The sequence below is a fragment of the Shewanella marina JCM 15074 genome (assembly GCF_000614975.1).
Taxonomy (GTDB): Bacteria; Pseudomonadota; Gammaproteobacteria; order Enterobacterales; family Shewanellaceae; genus Shewanella; species Shewanella marina.
The window spans coordinates 66,925-73,148 of sequence record NZ_BALM01000019.1 but is presented as its reverse complement, the minus strand read 5'-3'; the positions used below and the strand labels follow the sequence as shown (position 1 = coordinate 73,148).

At 40.2% G+C, this 6,224-nt stretch carries 6 protein-coding genes; 4 read left to right on the top strand and 2 right to left on the bottom strand.

The window, feature by feature from the left end; genetic code table 11:
• The first annotated feature begins 263 nt into the window (after positions 1 to 263).
• Positions 264 to 692: a hypothetical protein gene (locus tag JCM15074_RS14165; protein ID WP_025821792.1), complete on the top strand. Its 429-nt coding sequence runs from the start codon at positions 264 to 266 to the stop codon at positions 690 to 692.
• 22 nt (positions 693 to 714) lie between these two features.
• Positions 715 to 2,250 (top strand): hypothetical protein, encoded by a 1,536-nt coding sequence (locus JCM15074_RS14160; RefSeq protein WP_025821790.1) that lies wholly within the window; start codon positions 715 to 717, stop codon positions 2,248 to 2,250.
• Positions 2,251 to 2,316: 66 nt separating this feature from the next.
• Here the strand turns inward: JCM15074_RS14160 and JCM15074_RS14155 are convergent, their stop codons facing one another.
• Together JCM15074_RS14155 and JCM15074_RS14150 are read right to left on the bottom strand one after the other, a co-directional pair.
• Positions 2,317 to 2,988, bottom strand: coding sequence for a helix-turn-helix transcriptional regulator (locus JCM15074_RS14155; protein ID WP_025821788.1), 672 nt, complete (start codon positions 2,986 to 2,988; stop codon positions 2,317 to 2,319).
• A gap of 117 nt (positions 2,989 to 3,105) precedes the next feature.
• Complete coding sequence (locus JCM15074_RS14150; protein ID WP_025821787.1) at positions 3,106 to 3,720, bottom strand: DUF2238 domain-containing protein; 615 nt, start codon at positions 3,718 to 3,720, stop codon at positions 3,106 to 3,108.
• 190 nt (positions 3,721 to 3,910) lie between these two features.
• Between JCM15074_RS14150 and serA the strand changes: the two genes are divergently transcribed.
• Together serA and ygfZ are read left to right on the top strand one after the other, a co-directional pair.
• On the top strand, positions 3,911 to 5,140 hold the full coding sequence (gene serA, locus JCM15074_RS14145; RefSeq protein ID WP_025821786.1) for a phosphoglycerate dehydrogenase: 1,230 nt from the start codon (positions 3,911 to 3,913) through the stop codon (positions 5,138 to 5,140).
• A gap of 107 nt (positions 5,141 to 5,247) precedes the next feature.
• Positions 5,248 to 6,195 carry a tRNA-modifying protein YgfZ gene (gene ygfZ, locus JCM15074_RS22285; protein ID WP_037469742.1) on the top strand — a complete coding sequence of 316 codons (948 nt, stop codon included), beginning with the start codon at positions 5,248 to 5,250 and terminating at the stop codon, positions 6,193 to 6,195.
• The last annotated feature ends 29 nt before the right edge of the window (positions 6,196 to 6,224 follow it).

Genomic DNA, 6,224 nt, shown 5'->3' with positions numbered 1-6,224 from the left:
TATTTATATTTAATATTTTAATTTTATATCAATCACATCTCTTACTACCTTACTACTAACTGCTCTGTTCAATGGTTTTTTATTAATTATTTATGGCACAAAAAATATTTTTTATTTTTCAGTCATTTACCCTGCATGGCTTTATAAATTAATACTTTCTTCTAACCTCTAAATGTAATCATTAGTATAATTGAAACAACTCGCTACATTTATTAAATTACTGTTACTTAATTTATTGATAATTATTGTAACAAGGAGTCGTAGTGCAACCCTTACTAAAAGGATTGGGATGTTTAAACCTTGTTTGTTTATTCACAATAAGTCTTGTTAATTATGCTCAGGCGGAAGATAGATCATTAATTGCCATTCCATTACAAGTGTTACTGGAGGTAACGGGGCGTAATAATCATGCCGCATTGATGCAATTTGGAGATAAAAATATTGCTCATATAAATCAGCAGGGTCATGGCCATCAAACTTATGCAGCACAAGTAGGTAATGAAAATAGTGCTGAGATCACCCAAGCTGGTAGTAATAACAAAGTCATACATGCTCAATTTGGTATACAAAATCACGCTAATATCGCACAGATGGGCGATAACAACACCGTAATCCTCAACCAAATGGGATCGCAACAAATCTCGATCATGCAGTATACAGATAACGCCGCAGTGATTGTGACTCAATATTAATACTCATCAACAAGGAATGTTTATGTCTGTACCCAAAAGAACATTAGTTGCACTGACCATTACTGGCGCAATTGGATTTCAAACAACCGCAGTAGCAAATCAATCAAATGAGATCACGATTAATCAAACCAGTACTTCAGATAATAGTTTAGCCGCAACCATAAAAGTCACAGGTAGCAAGAACATAGCTAATCTCACCCAAACTGGTGCGGATCATGTTATCACCACTCAAAAAGAAGGTGACAACAATAAAAGTGAAGTAACAGCCAATGGCATTAATACCAAGATTGATATTAAACAGTCAGATAATGAACAGCTTACCAATCTAAAAACCAGTGGTGATGATAATACCTTTGTTATCACTCAAGATGGTTATTCAAACAGTAATCAAATTGATGTTTCAGGTAACAGTAATACCGTTACCTTAACTCAGACGGACTCACTTAATGATGCTGTTATTGAGTTTATAGGTGATGACAACAGCGCACTCATTAATCAGTCTGGTAACAGTAACATCGTGAACTACCGTGTCGAAGGTGATGCTAACGATGCAACTATCATCCAGCATGGTGATAATAATATTACAGGTCTAGTTGCTCTCGGAATTAGCAGTAATTTGGGCAACAATAACGATATAGCCATAACCCAAGATGGTAACCATAACTTTGCGGCTGCGAAAAGCGTTAAAGGTAACGACAACTACCTTGATGTGGATCAAATTGGCAGTAACAACACGGCCTTTGTCTATGACTTAACAGGCACGGGTAACGATTTCGACCTTGAGCAGACAGGTAATAATAATAGCGTACTGATGTCGCAAATGTCAGGCGATGATAATGATATTGAGATAGACCAAAGCGGTGATAACAATAGCATTAGCCAACTGAATATAACGGCAGACACTAGCAGTTTAGCGGGGGCAGAAGTTGTTGGTGCCATGACGGTTCAAGGTAGCAATAACCAATTAGATTTTGAACAAGAAGGCAATGCAAATAACCTGAGTTTCTCCCTGATTGGCGATCAAAACGATATCGATCTTGAGCAAGAGGGCAATAATCATACTGCTAACATGACTATTGAAGGCTTCGATAACACGTTAAATTTTGATGCTGAGGGTAATGCAAACCAACTTCATAACATTGTCATGGGTGATGGTAACGATATTGAAGTGAATCAAACTGGCAACCTCAACGATAGTTATGCCCAAACTGAAGGCAATAGCAATCAAATTGATGTCGAACAACATGGCAACGAGAATCGATCAACAATCAATACTTATGGTGACAGCAATAATATACGCCACAGTCAATCAGGTGACTTAAACGTACTTGACCTCATTACAACAGGTGATAGCAATACCCTTATATTGACCCAATCAGGAGCAAGTAACTGGATAGGCGGTAGCGATAGTTTTGCCATTGATGGCAGCAACAACAGCTTTAATGTTGCTCAAGCGGGTAATAATAATCGTGTAGCGGGTTCAATAGCGGGCAATGATAATAGCGTCACGATCAATCAAACAGGTAATGGCAACCTAGCGACAGTTATTCAACAGTAATCAAAAAATTAGCCCTAAATCAAAAAACCAGCACGCAAGTGCTGGTTTTTTTATCTTTCGATACCACTAACTACATAAGTCAAAATGGCTCTGATAAGTCTGTGCCCAGCGTAATAATTCGACCCGATTTCGAGACTGAGTTTTACGGAAAATAGAAGATATATGTGCTTTAACAGTATGCTCACTAATGCATAAGCGATGCGCAATCTCCTTATTGCGAGCACCGCTAGACACAAACTGAATAATGGTACGTTCACGCTTAGTCAGAGTTTGCAGCATAGCTAACGTATCAGAACCAATATAACTGTCATTCTGCGCATCTAACTTATTAACCAACTGGCGAATAACATTGCTCATCAATAATCGGTCAAACCATAATTCGTCTTCAATCATCTTGCTTAAACCCGACAGCATTAAATCCATACCTTGATCAGTATAAAGCAGCCCGCGGATCCCCAACATTAATGCCGATTCGGCATCAATAGTATCCTTATCAACTTGATATAATGCCACTGGCACATGTGACAATAATCGTGATGCCACCAAGGGAATACCTTTATTATCAAGTGCAGCACCTTGCTGCGCGATCAAATAAAAACTATTTTCGACATTGTTTTGTTCGAGCTTTGAAGGGTGGTCAATAATATGGGTCTTTAAGCCGATAGATTCAGCCAGAATGGCTAAATGGCAAGGTGCAGCAATTTGGTGCAAGAACACCAATTGTTGGATATTACTCATGTATTCCTCCTTGAATACTCCGTCATAGGGTTGAAAGTTATTCAACTCGGTAATACATTTTGGCTAATCTTTTATTTATCGCCATACATCATAAGTATGATATTGGCGATATTTTACTTATTTGGTATTAGCCTCAACTTGTGCAATCTGCTTATTTTGTATGCTACTCAAGAAGATGAGAGCGGTGATTGCACCAATCAATGCTAGCATCATATCGGACTGGGTATCCCACACATAGCCTTGCGTTCCTAAAAAAGCTTCAGCCCCCTCACCTGTTGCAGCGGCAACCCACCATTCAATCAATTCATAAAAAGCAGAAAACGCCAACGCAAAACAGACCACCAGAAATTGGCACCATGCCCCCACTTTTAATACATGATTACGCAACAGCACTTCACGGGCTAACATCACAGGTACAAAGCCCTGAATAAAATGACCGACTTTATCGTAATTATTACGTTCATGACCCAGCCACTCACCAATCGAGTCAAATAAAGGAACTTCGGCATAGGTGTAATGTGCACCCACAAATAAAATACAGCAATGCAATAAAATTAAACCGTAAGCTAATGGAGTTAAGGGGAATCGCTTACGGGTAAAGATTAGAATTGGAATAGCTAATAACGCGGGTAAAGCTTCCAAAACCCAAGTAAACATATCTTTTGGTAAATATACAGACCAAAGTAATACCGCTACATAGATTATTCCCCAGCCAACAATCTTGTTATTCACTCTTTCTTCCTCTTAGAATTTAATGTTCTAGCCATAATAGACTTCTAGACTTCCATGTTAATTATGGATAATGTTAATTTATTCTGTGATACGAGCATAACATATTAAAAATAGCGCAGAATTTCTCATATATTTAGTTACAATGACCAACTAATATTTTGATCTTATAATAATTTTAAGGGTACCCAAGATGGTGAAACACTCACTAGAAAAAGAACAAATTAAGATATTACTTTTAGAAGGTGTGCACCAATCTGCCGTTGACGTATTTCAACGTGCTGGCTATACCAATATCGAATATCACAAAGCTTCACTTGATGACGCTTCACTGATTGAAGCGATTAAAGATGCACGCGTAGTCGGTATTCGTTCTCGCACCCAACTGACCGCAGAAGTGTTACAACATGCAGAAAAACTGATTGCCATCGGTTGCTTCTGCATCGGCACTAATCAGGTTGCCCTCAAGTCAGCTGAACAACTCGGTATTCCGGTATTTAACGCCCCCTTTTCAAACACACGTAGTGTTGCCGAATTAGTATTAGGCGAAATTATCATGCTAATGCGTGGCATTCCACAACGTAATGCCCTTGCCCACCGTGGTGGCTGGTTAAAATCAGCCAGTGGTAGCTATGAAGTTCGTGGAAAAACGCTTGGTGTTATCGGTTACGGACATATTGGTACCCAGCTAGGTATTTTGGCTGAAACACTGGGTATGCGGGTTATCTTCTTTGATATTGAAGATAAGTTACCCCTAGGTAATGCTCAACAGGTTCACTCATTAGAGCAGCTATTATCATTAGCGGATGTGGTGAGTTTGCATGTACCAGAAACAGTACAAACCCAGAATATGATTGCAGCAGCAGAACTTGCCACCATGCGTAAAGGCAGTATTTTAATTAACGCAGCGCGTGGCACCGTGGTTGATATTGATGCATTAAGCGAAGCCATTATTTCAGGTCATTTAGCGGGCGCGGCAATTGATGTATTCCCCGTTGAACCTAAATCAAATGATGACGAATTTATGTCACCATTACGTGGTTTAGACAATGTAATTTTAACACCGCATGTGGGTGGTAGCACCGCCGAAGCACAAGAAAACATCGGCATTGAAGTTGCGGGTAAAATGGCGAAATACTCAGACAATGGTTCAACAGTATCAGCGGTTAACTTCCCTGAAGTATCGCTGCCTCACCATAAGAATGTGAGTCGTCTATTGCATATTCACCACAATCGCCCAGGTACGCTAATTAAGATTAACCAAGCGTTTGCAGAGCAAGGCATCAATATTTCAGCCCAGTATCTACAAACCACATCTGAAATTGGTTACGTAGTCATGGATGTTGAGACCCATCATGCAGAATCAGCTTTAGCGCAATTAAAAGCGATTGATGGCACCATCCGTACGCGCTTGCTGTTCTAATATAGCTGTTTTATTATGCCCTCTCGTATCCACTAGAGGGCATTCCCGTCCTCTTTAAATTCAGCTACAATCAGACCTCTTTACGCTTTTCTTTTCAGGAACTGGATATGACCGATAGCGTGACTCAAGACGCTTGGCAACTGAACGCCAACGCACCCGAATTATTAATAAGCAACCTTGACCATTTTGGTTTGATTAGTGTGACTGGCGAACAAGCGAAAAGCTTTATTCATGGCCAAGTTACCACGGATATTATGTCGCTAGCAGACAACCAATGGCGCTGGGGCGCACATTGTGATCCTAAAGGTAAGATGCTAGCGAGCTTCCGTACCTTTATGTTGGCAGAGCAATTAATGCTATTAATGCCAGCAACAACCGTAGTGGCAGATTTACCGCAATTACAAAAGTATGCAGTATTTAGTAAAGCTGAGTTAGTCAATGCCAGCAGCGAATACCGCATCTTAGGTGTTGCAGGCACGCAAGCTAGTGCATGGTTAAACCAGCAATTTGGTGCCATTAATGATGAGCTAACAGTCATCGAACAGGGCGTTATCTTAAAAGATGGTGAGCGTTACATCATCATTATGGATGCAGCCGCAGCTGAGCAATTACTCGATAACACTCAAGTGGCCGTTGTGGAGCATCAAGCATGGCAAGCACTCGAGATTTTAGCGGGTTACCCCAATATTTTACCTGAACATCAAGGCCAATATGTGCCGCAGATGTGTAACCTACAAGCACTAAACGGTATCAGCTTTAATAAAGGCTGTTATATGGGGCAAGAAACCATTGCCCGTATGAAGTACCGCGGTGGCAATAAGCGCGCCCTATATATTATTCAAGGCCAAACACAGCAAACGATTAACGCTGAAAGCCAACTTGAAATTGCACTTGATGGTGATTTCCGCCGCGGCGGTAAAATTATTGAGTTTGTGCAGCAAGGTGAGCAAGTATTAATGACAGCCGTATTGGCCAATGATACTGAAAATGATGCAGTGTTACGTATTGCAGGTGATGAGCAAGCACAATTAACGATTGTGCCACTACCTTATTAACTCGCAGAAGAGTAATCAGTAGGATCAAA

Coding starts and splice junctions, on each gene's coding strand:
- JCM15074_RS14160 (WP_025821790.1), top strand. CDS start 715: ATGTCTGTACCCAAAAGAACATTAGTTGCACTGACCATTACTGGCGCA.
- JCM15074_RS14155 (WP_025821788.1), bottom strand. CDS start 2,988: ATGAGTAATATCCAACAATTGGTGTTCTTGCACCAAATTGCTGCACCT.
- serA (WP_025821786.1), top strand. CDS start 3,911: ATGGTGAAACACTCACTAGAAAAAGAACAAATTAAGATATTACTTTTA.
- ygfZ (WP_037469742.1), top strand. CDS start 5,248: ATGACCGATAGCGTGACTCAAGACGCTTGGCAACTGAACGCCAACGCA.